Source organism: Serratia sp. CoH_122_TC_1, assembly GCF_058191755.1.
This window is the reverse complement of sequence record NZ_JBXWLA010000010.1, coordinates 134658-156027: the sequence shown is the minus strand read 5'-3', so window position 1 is coordinate 156027 and position 21370 is coordinate 134658. Positions and strand designations below refer to the sequence as shown.

Annotated in this window: 15 protein-coding genes and 3 tRNA genes; 8 read left to right on the top strand and 10 right to left on the bottom strand. The window is 54.5% G+C overall.

Features of this window, described 5'->3' with window-relative positions; genetic code table 11:
- Nucleotides 1–80 precede the first annotated feature (80 nt).
- Both ppnN and xni read left to right on the top strand, forming a co-directional pair.
- Complete coding sequence (gene ppnN / locus AC2FC2_RS14800; RefSeq protein WP_209639837.1) at nucleotides 81–1445, top strand: nucleotide 5'-monophosphate nucleosidase PpnN; 1365 nt, start codon at nucleotides 81–83, stop codon at nucleotides 1443–1445.
- Nucleotides 1446–1601: 156 nt separating this feature from the next.
- A complete protein-coding gene (gene xni, locus AC2FC2_RS14795; RefSeq protein WP_209639956.1) occupies nucleotides 1602–2357 on the top strand; it encodes a flap endonuclease Xni in 756 nt (251 codons plus the stop codon).
- Nucleotides 2358–2443: 86 nt separating this feature from the next.
- Here the strand turns inward: xni and rlmM are convergent, their stop codons facing one another.
- The 4 genes from rlmM to AC2FC2_RS14775 form a co-directional block, all read right to left on the bottom strand.
- Complete coding sequence (rlmM, locus tag AC2FC2_RS14790) at nucleotides 2444–3547, bottom strand: 23S rRNA (cytidine(2498)-2'-O)-methyltransferase RlmM (RefSeq protein WP_037418444.1); 1104 nt, start codon at nucleotides 3545–3547, stop codon at nucleotides 2444–2446.
- Nucleotides 3540–3935 (bottom strand): DUF423 domain-containing protein, encoded by a 396-nt coding sequence (locus AC2FC2_RS14785; RefSeq protein WP_209639834.1) that lies wholly within the window; start codon nucleotides 3933–3935, stop codon nucleotides 3540–3542. The genes rlmM and AC2FC2_RS14785 overlap by 8 nt, the downstream gene beginning before the upstream one ends.
- A gap of 53 nt (nucleotides 3936–3988) precedes the next feature.
- Complete coding sequence (locus AC2FC2_RS14780; RefSeq protein WP_020828381.1) at nucleotides 3989–4906, bottom strand: transcriptional regulator GcvA; 918 nt, start codon at nucleotides 4904–4906, stop codon at nucleotides 3989–3991.
- Between the two features lie 391 nt (nucleotides 4907–5297).
- Nucleotides 5298–5522, bottom strand: coding sequence for a YgdI/YgdR family lipoprotein (locus tag AC2FC2_RS14775; protein WP_209639831.1), 225 nt, complete (start codon nucleotides 5520–5522; stop codon nucleotides 5298–5300).
- 196 nt (nucleotides 5523–5718) lie between these two features.
- Here AC2FC2_RS14775 and csdA point away from each other — a divergent pair, with 196 nt between their 5' ends.
- A complete protein-coding gene (csdA, locus tag AC2FC2_RS14770) occupies nucleotides 5719–6924 on the top strand; it encodes a cysteine desulfurase CsdA (RefSeq protein WP_404760915.1) in 1206 nt (401 codons plus the stop codon).
- A gap of 18 nt (nucleotides 6925–6942) precedes the next feature.
- Entirely contained in the window at nucleotides 6943–7377 is a 435-nt protein-coding gene (gene csdE / locus AC2FC2_RS14765) for a cysteine desulfurase sulfur acceptor subunit CsdE (RefSeq protein ID WP_404760866.1), read from the top strand.
- Here the strand turns inward: csdE and tcdA are convergent.
- The gene (gene tcdA, locus AC2FC2_RS14760; protein WP_490659453.1) at nucleotides 7374–8174 is read right to left on the bottom strand and encodes a tRNA cyclic N6-threonylcarbamoyladenosine(37) synthase TcdA; all 801 of its coding nucleotides are present in this window, start codon (nucleotides 8172–8174) and stop codon (nucleotides 7374–7376) included. The genes csdE and tcdA overlap by 4 nt on opposite strands.
- Nucleotides 8175–8262: 88 nt before the next feature.
- Nucleotides 8263–9405, bottom strand: a complete 1143-nt coding sequence (mltA, locus tag AC2FC2_RS14755; RefSeq protein WP_490659466.1) for a murein transglycosylase A — start codon at nucleotides 9403–9405, stop codon at nucleotides 8263–8265.
- 213 nt (nucleotides 9406–9618) lie between these two features.
- On the opposite strand from mltA, the gene AC2FC2_RS14750 reads away from it, so the two are divergent.
- From AC2FC2_RS14750 to AC2FC2_RS14740, 3 genes are all read left to right on the top strand, one after another.
- Nucleotides 9619–9695, top strand: a tRNA-Met gene (locus AC2FC2_RS14750).
- A gap of 61 nt (nucleotides 9696–9756) precedes the next feature.
- A tRNA-Met gene (locus AC2FC2_RS14745) sits at nucleotides 9757–9833 on the top strand.
- A gap of 64 nt (nucleotides 9834–9897) precedes the next feature.
- A tRNA-Met gene (locus AC2FC2_RS14740) sits at nucleotides 9898–9974 on the top strand.
- A 100-nt stretch (nucleotides 9975–10074) separates the two neighbouring features.
- Here the strand turns inward: AC2FC2_RS14740 and amiC are convergent.
- Nucleotides 10075–11328 carry an N-acetylmuramoyl-L-alanine amidase AmiC gene (gene amiC / locus AC2FC2_RS14735; protein ID WP_209639822.1) on the bottom strand — a complete coding sequence of 418 codons (1254 nt, stop codon included), beginning with the start codon at nucleotides 11326–11328 and terminating at the stop codon, nucleotides 10075–10077.
- 240 nt (nucleotides 11329–11568) lie between these two features.
- Between amiC and argA the strand changes: the two genes are divergently transcribed.
- Nucleotides 11569–12894, top strand: a complete 1326-nt coding sequence (gene argA / locus AC2FC2_RS14730) for an amino-acid N-acetyltransferase (protein ID WP_209639819.1) — start codon at nucleotides 11569–11571, stop codon at nucleotides 12892–12894.
- 31 nt (nucleotides 12895–12925) lie between these two features.
- Here argA and recD read toward each other — a convergent pair whose 3' ends face one another.
- The 3 genes from recD to ptrA are packed head-to-tail and all read right to left on the bottom strand — an operon-like array spanning nucleotide 12926 to nucleotide 21218.
- Nucleotides 12926–14776 (bottom strand): exodeoxyribonuclease V subunit alpha, encoded by a 1851-nt coding sequence (gene recD / locus AC2FC2_RS14725; RefSeq protein WP_404760867.1) that lies wholly within the window; start codon nucleotides 14774–14776, stop codon nucleotides 12926–12928.
- A complete protein-coding gene (gene recB, locus AC2FC2_RS14720) occupies nucleotides 14773–18333 on the bottom strand; it encodes an exodeoxyribonuclease V subunit beta (RefSeq protein WP_490659452.1) in 3561 nt (1186 codons plus the stop codon). Before recB ends, recD begins: the two co-directional genes overlap by 4 nt.
- Nucleotides 18330–21218 carry a pitrilysin gene (ptrA, locus tag AC2FC2_RS14715; protein ID WP_404760917.1) on the bottom strand — a complete coding sequence of 963 codons (2889 nt, stop codon included), beginning with the start codon at nucleotides 21216–21218 and terminating at the stop codon, nucleotides 18330–18332. The genes recB and ptrA overlap by 4 nt, the downstream gene beginning before the upstream one ends.
- Nucleotides 21219–21370: the final 152 nt, after the last annotated feature.

Below are 21370 nucleotides of genomic sequence, written 5' to 3'. Positions count from 1 at the left end.
ACAGTGCGCTAACAATAACGAAATGCTGTTCTGCTGCGTATGGATTACTACTGCCCCATTCCGGGAGCAAAGGAGTTACCTTGATTACACACATCAGCCCACTTGGCTCTATGGATTTGCTGTCGCAGCTGGAAGTGGACATGCTAAAGCGCACCGCCAGCAGCGATCTTTACCGCCTATTCCGCAACTGTTCGCTGGCCGTCTTGAATTCCGGCAGCCAGACCGACAACAGCAAACAGCTGCTGTCGCGTTACGAAAGCTTTGATATTAACGTGCTGCGCCGTGAGCGCGGCGTCAAACTTGAGCTGGTGAATCCACCGGAAGAAGCCTTTGTTGATGGCAGAATTATCCGGTCACTGCAAGCCAACCTGTTTGCGGTACTGCGTGACATCTTGTTCGTTCACGGACAAATAGATAGCGCTGGCCGTTTCCAGCATCTGAACCTGGAAAATTCGGCCCATATTACCAACCTGGTGTTCTCTATCTTGCGCAACGCCCGTGCGCTGCATCTCGATGAAGATCCTAATATGGTGGTGTGCTGGGGTGGCCATTCGATCAACGAAAACGAATACCTGTACGCACGTAAAGTGGGTAGCCAACTCGGCCTTCGCGAGCTGAACATCTGCACGGGTTGCGGACCGGGCGCCATGGAAGCACCGATGAAAGGCGCCGCGGTAGGCCATGCACAACAACGCTACTATAACAGCCGCTTTATCGGCATGACCGAACCCTCAATCATCGCCGCCGAACCGCCTAATCCGCTGGTTAATGAACTGGTGATCATGCCAGACATTGAAAAACGTCTGGAAGCCTTTGTGCGTATCGCTCACGGTATTATCATCTTCCCGGGCGGCGTCGGCACGGCGGAAGAACTGCTGTATCTTCTGGGGATCTTGATGAACCCGGAGAACAGCGAGCAGGTATTGCCACTGATCCTCACCGGGCCGAAAGAAAGCGCCGACTATTTCCGTGTGCTGGACGAGTTCATCAAGAACACCTTAGGCGAAGAAGCTCGCCGCCATTACACCATCATCATCGACGATCCGGCCGAGGTCGCACGTCAGATGAAGAAAGCCATGCCATTGGTGAAAGAGAACCGCCGTAATACCGGCGATGCCTACAGCTTTAACTGGTCAATCCGTATCGCACCCGATCTGCAATTGCCGTTTGAGCCGAGCCACGAAAATATGGCCAATCTCAACCTGTACCCGGATCAGCCAGCCGAACAATTGGCAGCTGCGCTACGCCGCGCATTTTCCGGTATTGTAGCCGGTAACGTGAAGGAAAATGGCATTCATGCTATTGAGCAGTTTGGCCCGTACAAGCTACACGGCGAACCGCAGATGATGAAGCAAATGGACAGCCTGCTGCAGGGCTTTGTCGCCCAACATCGCATGAAGCTTCCCGGCACCGCTTATGTTCCCTGCTACGAAATCGTCGCCTAGTTCAACCAGGCCTCATTTTTAACCGCAAACACTGCCGATACACGAAATCATTTAAGCTGCGTCGAGGCGGCAACAGAGTGAATCCCCGGGAGCATAGATAACTGTGTGACCGGGGTGAGTGAAGGCAGCCAACAAAGAACCAGCGTGAAGGATAACGTGTATATACACCTACTGATTGTCGACGCCCTAAACCTCATCCGCCGCATTCACGCCGTGCAGGGTTCCCCCTGCGTGACTGCCTGCCAACATGCGTTGCAACAGTTGATCCAGCACAGCCGCCCAACCCACGCGGTCGCGGTGTTCGACGAAGACGATCGTAGTGAAAGCTGGCGTCACCAAATCCTGCCCGACTATAAGGCAGGCCGTTCGCCGATGCCGGCGGATTTACAGCAGGAAATGCCGCAGCTTCGTCAGGCGTTCGCCGCCCTTGGCGTCGCCTGTTGGCACTCGCCCGGCAATGAAGCCGACGACCTGGCGGCAACCCTGACGGCCAAGATCGCTGGCGGCGGTCATCAGGTAACTATTGTGTCCACCGACAAAGGTTATTGCCAACTGTTGGCACCAAGTGTGCAAATCCGTGACTACTTCCAAAAACGCTGGTTGGATATGCCATTTGTGCAACAGGAGTTTGGGGTATCGCCACAGCAGCTGTCAGATTACTGGGGATTGGCGGGGATCAGCAGCAGCAAGATCCCTGGCGTAGCCGGCATCGGACCGAAAACGGCGGTATTGCTGTTACAGCAGGCAGGTTCGCTTGATGGGTTATATCAGAGTCTGGAACAGGTGCCGGAGAAATGGCGCGGTAAACTGCAGCAGCACCGCGAAATGGCTTATATCAGTAAAAAGGTGGCGACGCTACGAACCGATCTGGTGTTAACCGGCAACCTGCAGCAACTGCGGTTACCGGTTTAACGATACCCGTCATACTTCAAACTGCAGGGGTATTAGATCCTGCAACTCGAATGATTTAGGGTATAAGATTAGTGTCGGCAGCGTTCTTATTCACGCTCGTCGCGACGGCCAGCCACGGCTGACCACATGCGGCGAACGTGCACCGTAACCTCTTCACGATCGTGGTACAGCTGCTTGGCATGGATTTCTGAGCTGATACCCGCCGAGTCCAAGGCTTCTTTGATGGACAACAGGTTCTGCGACACCTCTTCGTAGCGTTTTTTCATCGGCAGTTTAAGGTTGAAGATTGCCTCACGGCACCACCCTTTCACCAGCCACTGAATCATCAAGCTCGTCACCTTCGCCGGCTTCTCCACCATGTCGCACACCAGCCAGTAAATCTTGCTGCTGGAAGGCTCATACCGGAAGCCATCGGCGCGGTGGTGCGTTACCTGACCGGTATCCATCAGGCTCGGCGCCATTGGGCCATTATCTACCGCATGTACCATCATGCTACGCTGCACCAATTGATAGGTCCAACCGCCCGGACAGGCGCCCAGATCGACCGCATGCATGCCGCTGGCCAAACGTTCATCCCACTCATCGGCAGGGATAAATACGTGGAATGCCTCTTCCAGCTTCAGCGTAGAACGGCTTGGCGCATCGGATGGGAACTTAAGACGTGGGATCCCCATGTAGAACGGTGAATTATTATTGCTGAAGGAATAGCCGACATAGCAGCAACCCGGCGCAATAAAGAACACGTGGACCACGGGGCGGGTTGCGTTTTCACGCGCCATCAACACCTTCTGTTCACGCATTGCAGAACGCAACGGTACCGTCAACTTGCGGCAAAACTTCAACAGTTCTTTGCTTTCGTTGGTGTCAGGGACTTCAACACGTAGCTCACCACCACGGTCAACCACACCGATCAGCATGCCAACAATCGGTGATACGCGATCTTCCGGCGGCAAATCACGCAGCAACTCGCCAACCACCAGCATCTGGCGGGCAAAGATCAGTTCGCGGAACGGAATTTCCCGTGCCAGGCGATCGGCGTCATCCGGTTGATAACATTCAAACAGCACGTAGCCGCTATTATCTTTTACTCTGGCAAAGCCAAACACTTCCAGTTCAGCTGCCTTGGCGGTAATTTCCGCCGCGCACTCTTTTTCAAAGCCTTGACGGCAATACAACGCAAGTCTATTCATGGCGCTCGGCCTTTTTCCTCAGACGCAAAGCGCCAATCAACATCAATGCCCAGCCGATCAGGAAACACATGCCGCCAACCGGCGTGATATAAACCCAGACCTTCAGGTGTGACAGCGCCAGACAGTACAGGCTGCCGCTGAACAGTACAGTGCCGAGCGCCAAGAGCGCCCCGCTCCAATAAAACCACAGGCTAACGCGGCGTTGCATCGCCACGGCCAACGCCAGGATCGCCAGAGTGTGGAACCCTTGGTAGTCCAGACCGGTACGGATCCAAACCATCTCGTTAGCGCCTAACGTGCCACTTAATACGTGTGCGCCAAACGCGCCCAGAGCAACAAATACAAAGCCACTGATAGCGGCAAAAATCAGCATTGAACGACTGCTCATCGTTATTTACCTTTATTTAAAGAAAGCGGGCAGCAATAAAATGGCGGCCTGCCTTATTGTTCGTAGCGAAAGCGGAACTTTTCTTGTTCGCTGGCTGCGCGTGCCAGGATCCACTGACGAAAGGCGGCTATTTTACCCAGTTCTGCCTGGCTGTCATGACATACCAGATAAAAAGCATTTTTACTGACTAAAACATCGTTAAACGGGCAAACCAACCTTCCGGCTTCAATCTCGGTCTGCGCCATCACGTTATTTACCAGCGCAATCCCCTGCCCATGTACTGCCGCCTGAACCACCATGGCGCTGTGGCTGAAAATCGGGCCTTGTTGCACATTAATGTGTTGTAACCCCAGTTGGCGCGTATATGCCAACCAATCGCGGCGGGAAGTATCATGCAGTAGCGTGTGATAAGCCAGATCGCTCGTCACTTTTAATGCATGTTCCCCAGTCAGTAAGCTCGGTGAACATACCGGCAGCAGGTATTCCGCGTATAAACGTTCGGCACGTAACCCCGTCCAGTTGCCACGACCATAGAAAATCGCTACGTCGACATCATCCGCCAACTTGTCTTCTTCGCGGTCCACCGCCTGGATTCGCACATCGATTCCCGGATAAGCTGAGTTAAAGCCAGACAGTCGTGGCACCAACCACTGAATAGCAAAACTCGGGGGCAAACTGACGGTTAATGCGCCCTTGGCGCTACGCGCCTGCAACTTACGCGTCGCCTCATTGATTGAGGAGAAGATTTCCTTGATATCCAGGTAATAACTTTGCCCTTCTTCCGTCAGCAATAGAGAGCGATTACGACGCCGAAACAGCTTCAGGCCAAGGAAGTCCTCCAGCGACTTGATCTGGTGGCTCACCGCAGCCTGGGTGACAAACAACTCTTCAGCCGCTTTGGTAAAACTCAGGTGACGGGCAGCCGCGTCAAAGACCCGCAGCGCATTAAGAGGTGGTAAGCGTTTAGACATTATTAGCTACTTTTGTGTAACAATATTCCGAATGATTCGGCATAAAAAATCAAGCGGCGTTGTCTGCCGTGCAATAGGCACAGGACAGCAAAGCGCTACCATTAGTTTTTTTAATCCGAGCCATTATAAATTGTCCGTTGAGCATGCGCCAGCAAATACCTATAGTGGCGGCACTTCCCGGGCCGGAACGAAAAGGAATTGGGTGTCGAGGACATCGATGAACTTTTGGCTTGTGGTTGTGATGTTGTGTTTGCAAATTGTCTGGCAATCCAGACGTGGTAGCTAAGCTACTGTTTTTTCACTTCCTGTACATTTACCCTGTCTGTCCATAGTGATTTTATGCAGCACCGCAATCTTTGCGGTGCTTTTTTTTACCCGCTTTTGACCGACGTTACTGGTCGCTTTCAACCATTTCCTTCACGTCTGAACGGTTGATCTGCTGCTCAACGCCATTGGCGTCTTTATAGCGGATCATGCCTGTATCATTATCCAACGCGGGCTTTCCTTTAGCGACAATGGTACGTCCATCATTGGTCTGCATCACGTAGTTGCTGGAACAGGCTGCCAGGGTAAACGTTAGCATCAGGGCAGAGATAACTGCGGCTGTTTTCTTCATTGTGGACTCCTTTGTAGTTTTAAATGCTGTAAAAAACCTTTTATATTATTTAACGTCATGACTTAGTGCGCACCTAACAGCATAACAAACTTACCCATAATTTCCAGCCGATGAATCCTAATATGCGGGATAGCTTGTCTCTGGCGATAAAATAAGACAGGATCAACCATTGACTCAAGCCAGTGACAATCAGGGTATGACACCTTTTAACCCCATCGCTTTTCGTAATCAGTTTCCTGCTTTGCAACAAGCGGGGATTTATCTTGATAGCGCCGCCACCGCGTTGAAACCCTTGGCGGTCATCAACGCTACGCAGCAGTTCTACCGTGACGACGCTGCCACCGTGCACCGCAGCCAACATCGCGCGGCGCAAGATCTGACCCTGCGTTTCGAACAGGCTCGTCAGCAAGTCGCTAAGCTTGTGAATGCTCCGTCAGCCGATGACATTATTTGGACCCGGGGTACGACTGAAGCCATCAATTTGGTGGCGCAAAGTTATGCGCGCCCGCGCTTGCAGCCGGGTGACGAAATCCTGGTGAGTGAGGCCGAACACCACGCCAACCTGATTCCCTGGCTCATGGTGGCTGAACAAACCGGCGCACGCGTGGTGAAATTGCCGCTTGGCGCAGACTCGTTACCCGATCTTGCACAATTGCCGAGCCTGCTCAGCGATAAAACCCGCCTGCTGGCTCTGGGACAGATGTCCAACGTCACTGGCGGTTGCCCGGATTTGGCACACGCCATAGATTTGGCCCACAGCGTCGGCGCACGCGTGATGATCGACGGTGCACAAGGTATCGTGCACTGCCCGGCCGACGTTCAGCAACTTAACATAGATTTTTACGCCTTCTCTGGGCATAAGCTCTATGGCCCTACCGGCATTGGCGCACTGTACGGTAAAAGTGAATTATTGGCGCAGATGGCCCCCTGGCAAGGGGGCGGCAAGATGTTAACGCTGGCGTCATTCGACGGTTTCACGCCGCAAAAACCCCCACACTGTTTTGAAGCCGGTACGCCAAATATCGCGGGTGTGTTAGGGCTGGCCGCAGCGCTGGAATGGCTGGGCAATCAGGATATGGCGGCAGCTGAGCACTACAGCCGCGAACTGGCCGATCTGGCAGAGAAACAGTTGGCGCAACTGCCGGGGTTCCGCAGCTTCCGTTGTTCTGGCTCCAGCCTGTTGGCGTTTGATATTGCCGGTATCCATCACAGCGATATCGTCACCTTACTGGCAGAACAAGGCATCGCGGTGCGTGCAGGTCAGCACTGCGCTCAGCCGCTCATGGCGGCATTGGGGGTCAGCGGGACGCTACGTGCCTCTTTTGCGCCTTACAACACCCAGGAAGACGTCGATGCCCTGGTGGCCGCACTGCAGAGCGCCATCGACCTGCTGGCCGACTAAATGACTCCCGGAGAGACTATGCTTGCCCCCCATCCCTTTGGCCATGAAATAACCGCCGAGGCATTAACCGAGAAGTTTACCGCGCTGAAACAGTGGGAAGATCGCTATCGCCAACTGATCATGCTGGCGAAGCAATTACCGCCGCTGCCAGAAGCATTACGTGCAGCGGAAATGGAATTGAGTGGCTGTGAGAACCGGGTCTGGCTGGGGCATCAGCTATTGGCGGACGGCACCATGCACTTTTATGGTGATAGCGAAGGCCGCATCGTACGCGGCCTGCTGGCGGTGCTGTTGACGGCGGTCGAAGGAAAAACGCCACAGCAAATCGTGGCAATGGATCCCTTGGCGCTGTTTGAGCAGCTTGCACTGCGTTCCCAGCTCAGCGCCACCCGCGCCAGCGGGTTGGAGGCTCTGGCTGGCGCCGTGAAGACGATGGCCGCTCGCTACGCCTAACGCGCGGCTTTTGCTACCATCTTCTTCAGGGCATGGGAAACAGCGACAAAGCCAAAGGTGGCGGTCACCATCGTTGCCGCACCAAACCCTGCACTGCAATCCATTCTTTTTGGCCCTTCCGCGGTACTCCGCGACGCGCAAACGCTGCCATCCGGCTGCGGGTAAACCAGTGGCTCACTCGAAAACACGCAGTCAATACCCAGCTTACCCTTGCTGTTCTTCACCACGTTGAAGTCATTTTTCAGCCGTTCACGCAATTTGGCGGCTAACGGATCCTGAATGGTTTTCGCCAAGTCGACTACCGCAATCTGGGTAGGATCTATCTGGCCACCAGCACCACCGGTAGTGACCACGGGGATCTTGTAACGGCGACAATAGGCCAGCAGTGCCGCCTTCGGCCGCACGCTGTCAATCGCATCGATGACATAGCTAAAATTGTTATTCAGCAACTCTGCGACATTGTCGGCAGTAATAAAGTCGTCAATGCACGTCACCCGACACTCTGGGTTGATCGCCAAAATACGTTCCGCCATCACTTCCGTTTTTGACTGACCGACATGCTGGCGTAGCGCATGAATCTGGCGGTTAGTGTTGGTGACGCAGACATCATCCATATCAATCAGTGTAATGGCACCGATTCCGGTGCGCGCCAGTGCTTCTGCCGCCCAAGAGCCCACGCCGCCGATGCCAATCACGCAAATGTGTGCCTGGGCAAACAGTGCCAATGCCTGCTGACCGTACAAACGTGCCGTGCCGCCAAAACGCTGCAGGTAGGCTTCAGAATAGGCTGTGCTCATAACGCTTCAATACCTTAACATTGCAAATGATAAGGGCCGGAATGTCCGGCCCTTGCGGGTCAATCTATTTCTGTATCACCCAGAGCCGTTAGCGGGTGACTAACAGCGAGCCACCGGACGAGGAACCGCTCTGGCTGGTAAACAACGGCGCGTTAACATTGGCGCCTTTCAACACCCAAACGCGGCCATAGTGGTTGTAAAAACCTGCCGAGTGACCGGCATCTGGCCCGATGCCCTGGTACATGTCAAAGTGCTGGCCTTTAATCGCCCCACCCACATCCAGAGCCACCATCAGGCGCATCTCATATTTTCCCGTGAATTTACCCTTGTTGTCCAGCAGCGGCACTTCTGCCAGCAGCGTGGTGCCCGCAGGGATCAACGAACGGTCGGACGCCACCGAGGCTTTGGCAATCAGTGGCACAGCACTGGCACCCCTAACCGGCGCAAAGGCCTCCGGACGGAAGAAGACAAAGGAAGGGTTTTGCTCCAGCAACTCACGCACTTCTGCTGCGCTGTGGGTATCCGCCCACTGACGAATCGCCTGCATCGACATATCCGCCTTCGCCACTTCGCCGCGGTCAATCAGCACTTTACCAATGCTGCGGTAAGCATGGCCGTTCTTGCCACCATAGCCGAAGAACACCAACGGCTGACCATTGCCGTAATCCACATAGCCACTGCCCTGGACTTCCATCATAAAGTTGTCCATCAGTGAGTTGGTGTACGCCACAATATAGCGGTCATCCAGCGCACCTGAATAAATGCCTGCGCGATCGGGCAAGCGGCCTTTTCCTTTTGGCGGCATGCGGTACAGCGGGTAGCGGAACTCGCCCTGTTGGGTATAGCGCGCCTGCAATACCGGGGTGTAGTAACCGGTAAACTGCACATTACCGTAGTTGTCCACGCCCTCCATTTGGTAGGCGCTGAGGCCGTATTGGTTCAGGCTGCGCGTGTCAGCGCCAGAGGCCATCCAACGTTGTACGGCCTGAAACGTCGTGTTGTTGCGATTGAAAAGTGAAGGAGAGGCGTTTTTAATCTCCATCAGTTGATCTGCGTAATCCCTGGCATTCACCGGTACGCCCTTGGCGTTAGGTTGGTTCACCAGCTCCAGAGACTGATCCAGACGGCCATCTTTATATTGCTGTCCCCGGTCAGTCGGCTTAGACGAACAGCCTGCCAGTACCGCTACCACTAACCCGCCCAGCAGGTATTTGCCCCAACGTCCTTTCATCACGCACACTCTCAACTGATATGATCTACCGGCGAACGATAACAAACGCCCATAGATAAAGGAATCGCTGCAAATAAAAAAAGCCCCACGGCGGATAACGATGAAAAAGACCGCAAATTGCGGACTAATCCACCAGAAAGGCCGTTTTAGTTCAATTAAATGCAAAAAGGGTTGCAACAAAATGCACGGAGAGTATAGTGCGCTTCCATCGGACGCGGGGTGGAGCAGCCTGGTAGCTCGTCGGGCTCATAACCCGAAGGTCGTCGGTTCAAATCCGGCCTCCGCAACCAACAGATACTGCAAGAGCAGTATCAATTAAGTGTTGGATTCGATGAAAAAGTATTATACGGACGCGGGGTGGAGCAGCCTGGTAGCTCGTCGGGCTCATAACCCGAAGGTCGTCGGTTCAAATCCGGCCCCCGCAACCAACAGATACTGTACCAGCGGTATCTTATGAAATGTTGGTTTCGATAATACAAGCATTAAGACGGACGCGGGGTGGAGCAGCCTGGTAGCTCGTCGGGCTCATAACCCGAAGGTCGTCGGTTCAAATCCGGCCTCCGCAACCAATCTTAATGACTACAGATAAGCACCTTAACGGGTGTTTTTTTGTATCTAAAATCCGCTAAAAACCGACCGGGCATCAGCCCAGCCGTTTCTGCTTTTAGGTTATCCTCTGCGCGCTACCGCCCCACCGTTGGCAAAATAGGCCTTGATGCCCGCAAGAATAGATTCCGCCACCTGCTGCTGGAAATGGGTGGTACGCAGCTTACGCTCTTCTTCTATGTTGCTGATAAACGCGGTCTCAACCAGGATCGATGGGATATCCGGTGCCTTTAATACGGCAAAACCGGCCTGATCGACACGATTCTTATGCAAACGGTTAATTTTCCCCATCCGGTTCAGCACTTCCTTGCCGAATTTCAAACTGTCATTGATGGTCGCGGTTTGGATTAGATCAAACATGGTGTGATCCAGGTAGCGGTCACCACTTTTACTTACCCCACCGATTTGGTCCGATTCATTCTGGGTTTGTGCCAGGAACTTCGCCGCCGAGCTGGTTGCCCCCTTGGTCGACAGAGCAAAGACTGACGAGCCGCGTGCGGCGCGGCTGGTAAAAGCATCTGCGTGGATTGACACAAACAGGTCAGCACGCTGCTTACGCGCCTTAGCCACCCTCACCTTCAGCGGAATAAAGACATCTTCATTGCGCGTCATAAAGACTTTCATATTCGGCTCGCGTTTGATTAACGTGCTCAGTCGCCGCGCAATCTGCAACACGATGTCTTTTTCACGCGTCTTGAATTTGCCAATGGCACCGGGATCTTCCCCCCCATGCCCAGGATCCAGCATAATGACAATAGGCCGGTCACGCCCTGCCTTACCGGCCTGTGGTGCCTCCGCCGGCAAAGTACGCTCAAGATCGCCCTTATTGTAATCTTCCAGTAACGCCAGCAGTGGATCATAGTCTTCACCGCTACCGCCCTTACTCGGATACAAATCCATTACCAGACGATTGCGATATTCCGGTACCGGTGCCAGCGTAAACATATGAGGGCTAACGCTCTGTTTTAGCTCCAGCACCAAGCGGACGGTATTTTGATCGAACTGCCCAACACGCGCCTGCTTCAGGTAGGGATCGTCGTCACGCACTTGACCGACAATACCCTTCAACACGCTGTTGAGTTGCACGCCTTCAATATCCACCACCACGCGATCGGGATTGGTCAGCGCAAACTGTTTGTATTTCAATTCAACGTTAGATTCGAGCGTCACCCGGGTATAGGTGGAGGAAGGCCAGACGCGTACGGCAATGACGTGCGATGAAGCAGCGATACCTACGCGACTCACACTCAGCAACCAGCTTGCGGCAACCCCCTGTAATAAACGACGGCGGCCCAGATTGTGATTTGAGTTTGGCATGCGACTCCAGCAGTGATAACAGATTAAAACAGATGAAAAAAACACCAGTAAAACGGGAATGCCGAAAACTTTAACCAATCATTCCGGCGCTGTCATCAGAAAATCTTTTTATGGTTTTTCAATTTATTAACGATTCAGCGCCCTTAGCAAAGAAAGAGAGACAATTTCGTACTTGCCATCAGGACCAGAAAAGAATAAAAATACAAAAATATCGTATAAATATGCAAATGAGGTTTGGCCGTGAAGGAACGTAGTACAGAGCTGGTCCAAGGATTCCGTCACTCAGTTCCCTATATCAACGCCCACCGCGGCAAGACGTTTGTCGTCATGCTTGGCGGGGAAGCCATAGAACATGAGAACTTTTCCAACATCGTCAACGATATCGGGCTGCTGCATAGCCTTGGTATTCGTTTGGTGGTGGTTTATGGTGCACGACCGCAGATCGATGCCAACCTCGCGCAGCATAATCTAGAACCGATTTATCACAAGCATACCCGTGTCACCGACGCTCACACGCTTGAGTTGGTGAAACAGGCTGCAGGCCTGTTGCAGTTGGACATCACCGCCCGGTTGTCGATGAGCCTTAACAACACGCCGCTCCAGGGTGCGCATATTAACGTGGTTAGCGGTAATTTTATCATTGCCCAACCACTGGGAATTGATGACGGCGTAGACTACTGCCACAGCGGTCGTATCCGTCGTATTGATGAAGAGGCCATTCACCGTCAGCTCGACAGCAACGCTATCGTGCTGATTGGCCCGGTCGCCGTTTCCGTCACCGGCGAAAGCTTTAATCTGACGTCAGAAGAAGTGGCAACCCAGTTAGCCATCAAACTGAAGGCCGAGAAAATGATCGGCTTCTGCTCTTCTCAAGGGGTCACCGATCAACAAGGCAATATCCTGTCCGAACTGTTCCCCAATGATGCGCAGAAACGCATCGAAGAACTTGAAGAGACTGGTGACTACCATTCCGGCACCGTGCGCTTCCTGCGTGGCGCAGTAAAAGCCTGCCGCAGCGGCGTGCGTCGCAGCCACCTGATCAGTTATCAGGAAGACGGTGCACTGGTGCAAGAGCTGTTCTCGCGCGACGGTATCGGTACCCAGATCGTCATGGAGAGTGCTGAACAGGTACGCCGGGCGACAATTAACGATATCGGCGGCATCCTCGAGCTCATCCGCCCGCTTGAACAGCAAGGTATTTTGGTTCGTCGCTCACGTGAGCAATTAGAGATGGAGATCGACAAGTTCACCATTATCGAACGCGATAACCTGACCATCGCCTGCGCTGCGCTATACCCATTCCCTGAAGAAAAGATCGGTGAAATGGCCTGCGTTGCGGTTCACCCCGATTATCGCAGCTCATCGCGCGGTGAAATGTTACTACAGCGAGTGGAAAGCCAGGCACGGCAGATGGGCTTACATAAACTGTTTGTGCTAACCACGCGCAGCATTCACTGGTTCCAGGAGAGAGGCTTCACGCCGGCAGACGTCGACGTGCTGCCCGTCGAGAAACAGGCGCTATACAACTACCAGCGCCGCTCCAAGATCCTACTGGCGGATCTGTAATCCTTTGTGGGCGCAGCATGCTGCGCCCCATTTACACCCTGATCTGCAACCGTTCAGCCAACCCACTGCGGCGCTGTGTTGGCGTGCGGATCGCCCGTGTCAGAACCGCATCGGTGGCATATAACGAAAGTTGCCTGCGTGCGCGGGTTATCGCGGTATAGACCAATTCACGCGTCAATACCGGCATAAAGTGATTAGGCAGCACCAGCACTGTGTGGTCAAATTCCGAGCCCTGGGACTTATGTACCGTCATCGCATAGGCGGTTTCATGTGCCGGTAAACGGCTCGGTTGTACCGACTTAATACTGCCATCTGGCAGTTGGAAGTGAACGCGAAGTTCGCCGTTAACATCCCGTAAGGCAATACCAATATCACCGTTAAACAGCCCTAACGCACTGTCATTACGGCCAATCATCACCGGACGCCCCGGATACCAGCGCCCCGCGGCACCGGGTTTACGGCGAATCAGACCGGCGCGTTGCAATCCTGTCTCAATCCGTTCGTTCAATCCGGTAATACCAAATGGCCCTTCTCGCAGCGCGCACAAAACCTGAAAACGGCCAAAAGCTGCAAGCACTGCCACGGCATCTGCGCCTTCGGTGACCTGCCGCAGGTAATCACGGTAACCTGCTACGCAGGCATCCAGTAACAGCGGGTAGTCTTGTGTTTCCGCCAACGGATACCCGATAACGTCGCTGAAACTGCCGCCGAGCGTAGCCAACGCACGTTTACCGTCACCCGAGTTCACCGCAAACGCCAATTGGCCAATACCCGAGTTGGCATCAAAGCGGTAGCTTTTGCGCAGCAGGCACAAGCTGTCGCGCACTGCCGCCTCAGCTTGAGCACTTTGCCCCTGTAATAAACAGCCGGTCAGGCGCGAAAGTTGTTCGGCTCGCGGAACGCTGTAACCTTGTTCGGCAAAACGACAAATATCCCCCAGAACCGCCCCGGCCTCTACCGAGGCGAGCTGGTCACGGTCACCCAAAAAAATCACCTGTGCCTGGGCAGGTAAAGCGGCTATCAAACGTGCCATCATGGGCAAATCGACCATTGAGGCCTCATCGACGACCAGCACATCCAAATGCAGGGGGTTACCACGATGATAACGCATGCGCTGACTGTTGGGCTGAGCGCCTAACAGGCGATGAAGCGTAGAGGCTTCTGTGGGGAACAGGGCACGCTGCTCTGGGGTTAGCATTAATTGCCTGCTGGCACTGCCGAGCGACTCAGTAAGACGAGCCGCCGCTTTACCGGTGGGCGCCGCCAGCTGGATACGCAAACGACGCCCCTCGGCGAGTTGCACCAGTGCCGCCAGTAGTTTGGCGACCGTGGTGGTCTTACCGGTGCCCGGCCCGCCGGATATGACCGCGATGCGCCGTGTTGCCGCCACGGCAGCAGCAATTTTCTGCCAGTCCGGTTCATCTGTCGCCTCGCCGAACAGGCGGTCAAGAATGGTGCGCAGCTCTGCTTCTTCAACGGGCTGATGGAGGCTATCGCTGCTGATAAACGCAGCAACCTCACCTTCGTTCTGCCACATCCGCTGAAGGTACAAGCGCTGCTGCTGCAACACCATCGGCATTGCAGTAGTGCCATCACCCACGGCGCCACAGGCAGAGAGGCGCCGTTGCCAACCGACAATATCCAACTGACCTGCCGCCAGCCACACGGCCTGTGCCAATTCAGGCTGCCGCCCGTCAAAAAGATTTTCCGGCAGCAGTTGCTCCAGCATCAGACAAACATGCCCAGACCCGGCCTCTGCACTGAGGCAGGCGGCAGCCAGCAGAATATCCGGCTCATCGTCCCCTGCCACCACTCGGGCAAACTGCAGGTCAAGCGGGCGCAACACGCCAAGCGCCTGCGCCTGCTCCAATAACGTGATCATGATGCATCCTCCGCCGCAATGGTTTCGCCGCGGAATAACAGGTCCATACCTTCCACCAATTTCGCCTCCGGGCGGCAGGCGAAAATCCCATTGCCTGGATGCTGCGCATCTACACCGCGAAGGAATAAATAAATCACCCCTCCGAAATGACGCTGATAGTCATAATCCGGCAATCGATGGCGCAGATAGCGATGCAGCGCCAGCGTGTATAGCTGGTACTGCAAGTCGTAACGATGTTCCGCCATCGCCTGCGCCATTGCTGGCTGGGTATAGGCACTGCTGTCTTCACCCAGCCAGTTGGATTTATAGTCCAGCAGGTAATATCTCCCCTGCCAGCAGAATACCAGGTCGATAAACCCTTTCAGCATCCCCTGCACCTGTTGAAAGTCCAACTCAGGACAGCGGGCAGAAAGCGGGTCATAACTTTTCACCAGCTTATCCAACTCACGCGCCTGCAACAGCTGCTCGATCGGCAGATAAAACTGCAGTTCTGCCTGTTTATGCTGGGGTGCCAGCGCCGACAGTGCGACACCGGCATCATTAAGTGGGGTGTTCAACAACACTTGCATCCACGCCAGCAGTATCGGCTGCCAATGTTCGGCAAAGCCCTGCTGTTGCAGTTGTTCAAGCAACCACTGTTCATCAAGCGGTTGGGTGAAATCGAGGGTTTCGAACAGGCTGTGCAGGAAAGTCCCGGGGGTAGCACCACGTGGGAAGGTGTGCGGTGTGAGCGCTGGCTCACCGCTTTGCGCTTGCTCTCCTGCGGCATCGACATCCAACCGTGGCAATAAATCCTGCATCAGGCCCGCGCCATGTTGCTGTAAACCGGTATAACTGGTTACCCGCCAGAAATCCTGTACCTGACGTGAGAAATCCTTAGCCGCCAGTTCGCTCAAGGCCACCGTTTGCGGCTGCCAGGGCTGTTCATCCAAGGTGCCGACCAACGACAACGCGACACCGTCCCCGGCAAGCCGTTGCAAACATCGCTGTAAATAGTCCGCATCACCGGCCTGACCGGCTTGTACCAGATAACCCAGCGCACTGCGGTGTAAATCGGTATCGCCCTGTTTCTTACGCGTGCCCTGAATCAAAGGTGCAATGCCGATGCTGCAGTGGTACACCGAACGGGTCAGCGCTACGTATAGCAAGCGTAAATCTTCCGCCAGCCGCTCTTCCTCTGCCCATTCGATACTCTCTTCATTGGCATCAAGGTCAAGCAAAGCCTGGAAGCTTTGGCGATCGTGGTACAACACCTGCTGCTGCTGGCGGAAATTACCGACAAACGGCAACCACACCAGATCAAACTCCAGCCCTTTGGATTTATGGATGGTGATCACCTGAACCAGATGCCGGTCGCTTTCCAGCCGCAACTGCTGGTTGTCAGATTGGCGATTGGGTTGAGCAATCTGCTGCGCCAACCAACGCACCAGCGCATGTTCGCTGTCGAGCTGTGCGGAGGCCTCTTGCAACAGTTCGCCCAAATGCATAACGTCGGTCAAACGGCGCTCACCACCGAGACTGGCCAGCAAGTTCTCTGCCAAATGACGCCGTTTCATCACCTCACGCAGCATCGGCAACACGCCCCGGCGTAGCCAGAGCGAGCGGTATTCATCAAACTCATCAACCAATTTATCCCAGGCGCGTTCGTCGTGGTTCAAACCGTCCAGCGCCGGAGCATCCAGCCCCATCAGCCCAGTCGCCATGGCGCTGCGCAGCGTGCGCTCCTGTTCAGGAGCCAACACCGCTTGCAATAGCCACAGCAAGTCTTTGGCCTCTGGTGTATCAAACACGCTGTCGCGGTTGGACAGATACACCGAGGGAATCGCCAGTGCGCTGAGCGCATCGCGAACTAACGCCGCCTCATTGCGGCTACGCACCAGCACGGTAATATCCGATGCCTGCACCGTACGCCGTTTATCGCCCTTCACCAACCAGGCCTGTTCGTTTTGCCCGGCACTGAGCCAGTCACGGATTTGCGTCGCGCACAGGCGCGCCATTAGTTGTTGGTACTCACTAACGCCAACACCTTCCCCCTGTTGCAGCCAGAACTGCATCGCCGGCTGAACCTGGTTTTGTAGCTCAAATGCCAACCCCCGATTTTTCTCAGCGGCGGCAACCTCGATAAAGGGAATTTGGCCAAACAGGAAAGGTTTTTCCACCTGAGTAAACAGATGGTTAACGCTGTTCACCATCGCCGGTGACGAACGCCAGTTGGTTTCAAGGGTGTAGTGGGCACTTACCTCTGAACGAGCACGCATATAGGTAAAAATGTCGGCACCGCGGAAGGCATAAATCGCCTGCTTCGGGTCACCGATCAGCAACAGGCCGCATTCCGGCCTGCCAACATAGAGTTTTTGGAAGATGCGGTATTGCTGTGGGTCGGTATCCTGGAACTCATCGATCATCGCTACCGGGTAACGCTGGCGTATTGCTTGCGCTAGCCGATCGCCGCCTTCGCTGCACAATGCGCTATCCAGGCGGCTTAGCAAGTCGTCGAACCCCAGCTCGGCACGCTGGCGTTTTTCTTGCTGGATAGACTGACGTATCTCACTGAGCGCCCGCGCCATGATCAAATCACGCAGCGTCAGGGGTTCATCGAACAGTTCGTCGATCGCCACGAACAAGGCATGGCGCGGCGGCTCGCCTTTTTTGGTTTTCTCCAGCAGTACCGACTGACGGAATTTATCCAGCTCTTTCGGCAGTTGATAGTCCTGGGTTTCCAGCACGACCCATTCACCGACTTTGTGCAACCAGTTAGGCAGGTGTTTACTGCTGTAACTGCGTTTATCAACGCCGGACTGGCTGATTAATGCCTCCAAGTCGCCTGCAGCTGCCAGCCACTGCGCTTTGATGGCATCAATGCGCGCGACAATGTGTTCATGACGCGCCAGCACCGTTTCGTCATCTTTCGGCGGTCGGCGCAGCATTGGCGCTTCACCGTGCAGATAGCCGGAAAGATCGGCCAGTAAGGCTTCCGGCCCACTCCACTCCTGGCTCACCGCACGCGCGACGCCCAGCGGTAACGGATAACAGTGGCGACGCCAAAAGTCCGCACAGGCCTGGCGGCGCAGCGGCAGCTCATCCTGCACCAGAGTTTGCTCAAACAGAATGCCGGACTCGAAAGCATTGTGGGCCAGCATACGCTGACAAAAACCGTGGATGGTGTAGATCGCTGCTTCGTCCATCTGACGTTCGGCAGCCAGCAATTGCGCGGCGGCATCCGGAAGATTTTCAATTTCTTCCATCAATGAGACAAACAATGGGTTGTCACATTTAGCGCCTTTACCGCGCACACAGGCTATGCGCAGCCCATGGATGTTATTGCGAATACGTCCGCGTAATTCTTCGGTGGCCGCCTCGGTAAAGGTTACCACCAGGATTTCTTCAACCGTCAATGGGCGCGGAAAGGCCGCTGCCTGGCCCAGGCCAAGCAGCAGGCGCAGATACAGCGCACCAATGGTAAAGGTCTTGCCGGTCCCCGCCGACGCTTCTATCAGTCGCTCGCCAAACAGCGGCAACGTGAGTGGGTCAAGCCGCTGCGGGGCCGTCTCAGTCATGGTGTCGCCACCTTACGCGGTAAGGTTTTCTGCAATGCAGACGCATTGGGATAAGTTACCCAATCCGGCTGGACCGCGTAATCCGCTTTTTCTTGACCGCTGCCGCTGACCTGCGACAGCACAGCCAAGCCTTGCGGCTGGATCACCGCTTGATGGAAGTAATCTGCAAGTTTAGTCGGCGTCAATTGTTTGATCTGCTCAATCAGCTTATGGCGGGTATCAAACGCAAAGTTGCCGCGGTCAAAGTCATTGGCAAAACGGCCAGCCTCTTCGCTCAGCGTTTGCGGGCGCTGTTTAAGCTCGTTGATCATCGCCTGCTTGTACTGTTCGAAGTCGGCTTCTTTCATCTCACGCAGGCGTTTCTCGGTTTTCGGATAGAAATCCTGATAGCGCTGGTAAAGGTATGCTGGCTGCTTGCTGTTGCTTTGCAGCAGGAAACCGATCCCCCATTGCCGGCCCACTGACGTTGGGAAGGCAAAGACGGCATAACCCAGTTGTTCCTGAGTGCGCAGTTGGCTGTAGAACCAGGGCTGTATAATTTGGCCTAACAGTGAACTGTATGCCATACCTGTCACTTCATCGTAGCCGGTCGGTACATACACCGCTGCCAGCGCTGAGTCAGTGCTGCTGCCCGCACGTTGCAGATTGGCCAACTGTTTTTTTGCCACTTCAACGTCTTCGCCATGCCACCATTCAACGCCGGTACACCCCAAGCGATGCTTCAGCGTTGAGGCCAGGGTATCCACCTGTTGCTTACTCATATTCCCCACCACCAGCAGTTCTGGCGTTGCATCCGCCAACAGGCTGTCGCGGTAAGCCAATACGTCCTTCAGCGTCAGGGTTTTCAGCACCTCACGGCGCTCGCTGCGTTCGGAGTAAGGAACACGAGAGACCATCTGCACCGGTTGAATGGCCAGTTCAAAGGCTTTGCCCTTCTCCGCCGAATCCAACTGCTCCAGATACCAGGATTTGGCTTGCGTCAGTTGGTCTTCCGTCGGCGTGAAGCTTGAATACCCTTCGATCAGCGAAGTCAGCAACTGTGGCAAGCGCTGGGTAAAACCGTTGGCGTTAAACATCAGCCCGTTGTTTGGCGAAGTCGAGAAACTCAGCCCGCCAACCGAAGCCTGATAACTCAGCTGATCCAGCGAAATCCCCGCCAGATAGTCGGTCAAAGAGAACAGCACCTGATTGCGTGCTGAATCCATGGTTTTCGCATTGCGGAACGCCACCGTGACGTCGGCCTTTGGCTCGTCGGCAAAGTAGCGGCTTGGCATATACAACACCCGCAGCCCCGGTTGGTTGACCACCATCTCCGGTTTTTTAAACTCGTGCGAAGGCTTGTTCAGGCTGAAATCATCCGGAATATACGGGTTCAAAGCAGGTAACGACAGGCTGATCCCTTTACCCAATTGCTGCCACTGCTCAAAACGCTGCGGGGTAATTTTATCCACCTGATAAGGCGCATTGACGAAGTAAGCCATTTTGTTATGTGGCTCATTCGGGCTGACAAACCAGATACGCGCATTTTGCGGCGTCATGGCGTCCAGGCGCTCGGCAATTGCCTTGGCGTCATAGCGGTCGGCCAGGTAAGGGGCATCGAGCGTATGCTCTACCGGTACCCGCACCATGGTATCCACCAGCCATTCGATGTAATCCATATCACGGGTGATCGACGGATAGCGGAAATCCAGATTCAGTACGTGGGAGATCTCATCAAAATAGCTTTGCTTGATGCCTTCTGTACGCAGCATTTTCAAGTAGTTGAAAATCGCGGCAACGACTTCGTCACGCTTGGCCAAGCCTTTATCCGTCAGCGATACACTGATCGAGAATACGCCGCCATTGCGATCCACCATCGGATCAGCACCGGCATTAATGGCATCCGCCAACCCTTGCTTTTGCAGCCAGTCAGACAAGGTATTTTGACTACGGTTACCAATCAGGTAGCCGATATAGGTGTCGGTCTTACTGCGGAATTCAGCGCTGTTATTGTCAATGCGGAACTCTACTTTCAACTGCTTACGCGGTTGAGCCGGCACATAGTGAATAATGATGCCCTGCTGTTCAGGGGTCACTGCCGGGACATCTATCGGCGGTACAGTGGCGTTACGGTTAGGCACGCGGCCAAAGGTTTTGGCCGCCAGTTCAGCCAACTCAGGCAATGGTTGGTTGCTGTAAAGCACCCCCATCATCAAATTAGCGGAATAATAACGTTGGTAGAATGCCGTCAGCTCGTCGTGCAATTTGCTGCCTGGCTTATCTTTCAGGGTATCGAGGTTGCCACCGGAGAAACGCGCGCTCGGGTGAGCCGGGTTCAGCGTCTCTGCCCCGACCTGCGCCATCCGCATACCGTCGCGTGAACGTGCCATGGTCAACTCGGCATTGACTGCATTACGCTCACGATCGGCATTACCCGGATCCAGCAGCGGTTCGGCGATGGCGTCCGCCATGCGGTCTACCGCCGGGGCCAAGGCGTCGTTTTCCACTTCCAGATAGAATGCGGTGCGATAAGACGCCGTGCTGGCGTTATGGCTACCGCCATGCTTCTTCAGGAACTCCGAGAGGTTTTCTGGCTGCGGGTAGCGCTTTGACCCCATGAGAACCATGTGTTCCAGGTAGTGCGCTAACCCAAGCTGGCTATTTGGATCCTCCAACGACCCCACCGGCAGCGCCAACGCCGCCAGCGATTTAGGTGCCTGAGGATCTGAAACCAGCAGCACGGTCATACCGTTCGCCAACTTGATCGCCTGATATTGACGGGGATCGTGATCGCTTTTGTTGATCTTCTCCGCCAGCGGTTGCCATCCCTGTGCAGCCCAACTCAACGGTGCCCAAAACATAACCAATAATACTAACCCGGTGATGCGGGCCAACTGTCTGCGTATATCCAAAATGAACCCCTATTCTGACGCCGTCACGGCAAATCCCTGACGTTGACGACGTACATCAAAACAACACACTCAAAGTCTGTACCCTTTGAATTTCAAGCTGCAGTTAACAACGGCTGCAGTTTGAAAAGCGGCGAGTCTATATGCTT

Excerpts from the sequence above, each read along its gene's own strand:
- rlmM (WP_037418444.1), bottom strand. The coding sequence starts at position 3,547 with ATGAATAGACTTGCGTTGTATTGCCGTCAAGGCTTTGAAAAAGAGTGC.
- AC2FC2_RS14785 (WP_209639834.1), bottom strand. The coding sequence starts at position 3,935 with ATGAGCAGTCGTTCAATGCTGATTTTTGCCGCTATCAGTGGCTTTGTA.
- AC2FC2_RS14780 (WP_020828381.1), bottom strand. The coding sequence starts at position 4,906 with ATGTCTAAACGCTTACCACCTCTTAATGCGCTGCGGGTCTTTGACGCG.
- AC2FC2_RS14775 (WP_209639831.1), bottom strand. The coding sequence starts at position 5,522 with ATGAAGAAAACAGCCGCAGTTATCTCTGCCCTGATGCTAACGTTTACC.
- csdA (WP_404760915.1), top strand. The coding sequence starts at position 5,719 with ATGACACCTTTTAACCCCATCGCTTTTCGTAATCAGTTTCCTGCTTTG.
- csdE (WP_404760866.1), top strand. The coding sequence starts at position 6,943 with ATGCTTGCCCCCCATCCCTTTGGCCATGAAATAACCGCCGAGGCATTA.
- tcdA (WP_490659453.1), bottom strand. The coding sequence starts at position 8,174 with ATGAGCACAGCCTATTCTGAAGCCTACCTGCAGCGTTTTGGCGGCACG.
- mltA (WP_490659466.1), bottom strand. The coding sequence starts at position 9,405 with ATGAAAGGACGTTGGGGCAAATACCTGCTGGGCGGGTTAGTGGTAGCG.
- amiC (WP_209639822.1), bottom strand. The coding sequence starts at position 11,328 with ATGCCAAACTCAAATCACAATCTGGGCCGCCGTCGTTTATTACAGGGG.
- recD (WP_404760867.1), bottom strand. The coding sequence starts at position 14,776 with ATGATCACGTTATTGGAGCAGGCGCAGGCGCTTGGCGTGTTGCGCCCG.
- recB (WP_490659452.1), bottom strand. The coding sequence starts at position 18,333 with ATGACTGAGACGGCCCCGCAGCGGCTTGACCCACTCACGTTGCCGCTG.